Genomic DNA, 518 nt, shown 5'->3' on the forward strand with positions numbered 1-518 from the left:
GCCGAGAACACGGGCGGCGTCTTCCTCCCCGCAAGCAATGCGACCGAACTGCATGACGCGCTAAATCAAGTTCAGGCCGCGATGGCCCAGCCAGACCCCGCGCCGGAGCCAGAACTGACCCGGCCTGAAGCCTCCATTTCCGGGCCGGAAAGCGTAGCGACCGGGGCGGGCTTTGACGTTGAGTGGAGCCCCCCAACGCACCCCCGCGACATGGTCACGATCCTGCCTGTCGGCACGAAGGAAGGCGCCACCGGCCCCTACCGCCGCGTTGGCGACGAGACCACAGGCCAACTTACCGCACCTGCGGAGCCGGGGCTCTATGAGTTGCGCTATATCCTCAACGAAGGGGCCAAGACCCTCGCCACCGCGCCCATCGAAGTCACCTCCCCAGAAGCCAGCATCAGCGGGCCGGAGACTGTCACCACCGGCGCTGCTTTTGAGATCGAATGGGGCACCCCAATCAACTCCCGCGACATGGTCACGATCCTGCCCGTCGGCACCAAGGAAGGCGCCACCGG

Annotated in this window: 1 pseudogene; it reads left to right on the top strand. The window is 66.2% G+C overall.

What is annotated here, in order from left to right:
• Positions 1–518 (top strand): annotated as a pseudogene (locus tag HTT03_RS00035) (hypothetical protein); the annotation flags it as partial.

The sequence above is a fragment of the Sulfitobacter maritimus genome (assembly GCF_013346665.1).
Classification (GTDB): Bacteria; Pseudomonadota; Alphaproteobacteria; order Rhodobacterales; family Rhodobacteraceae; genus Sulfitobacter; species Sulfitobacter maritimus.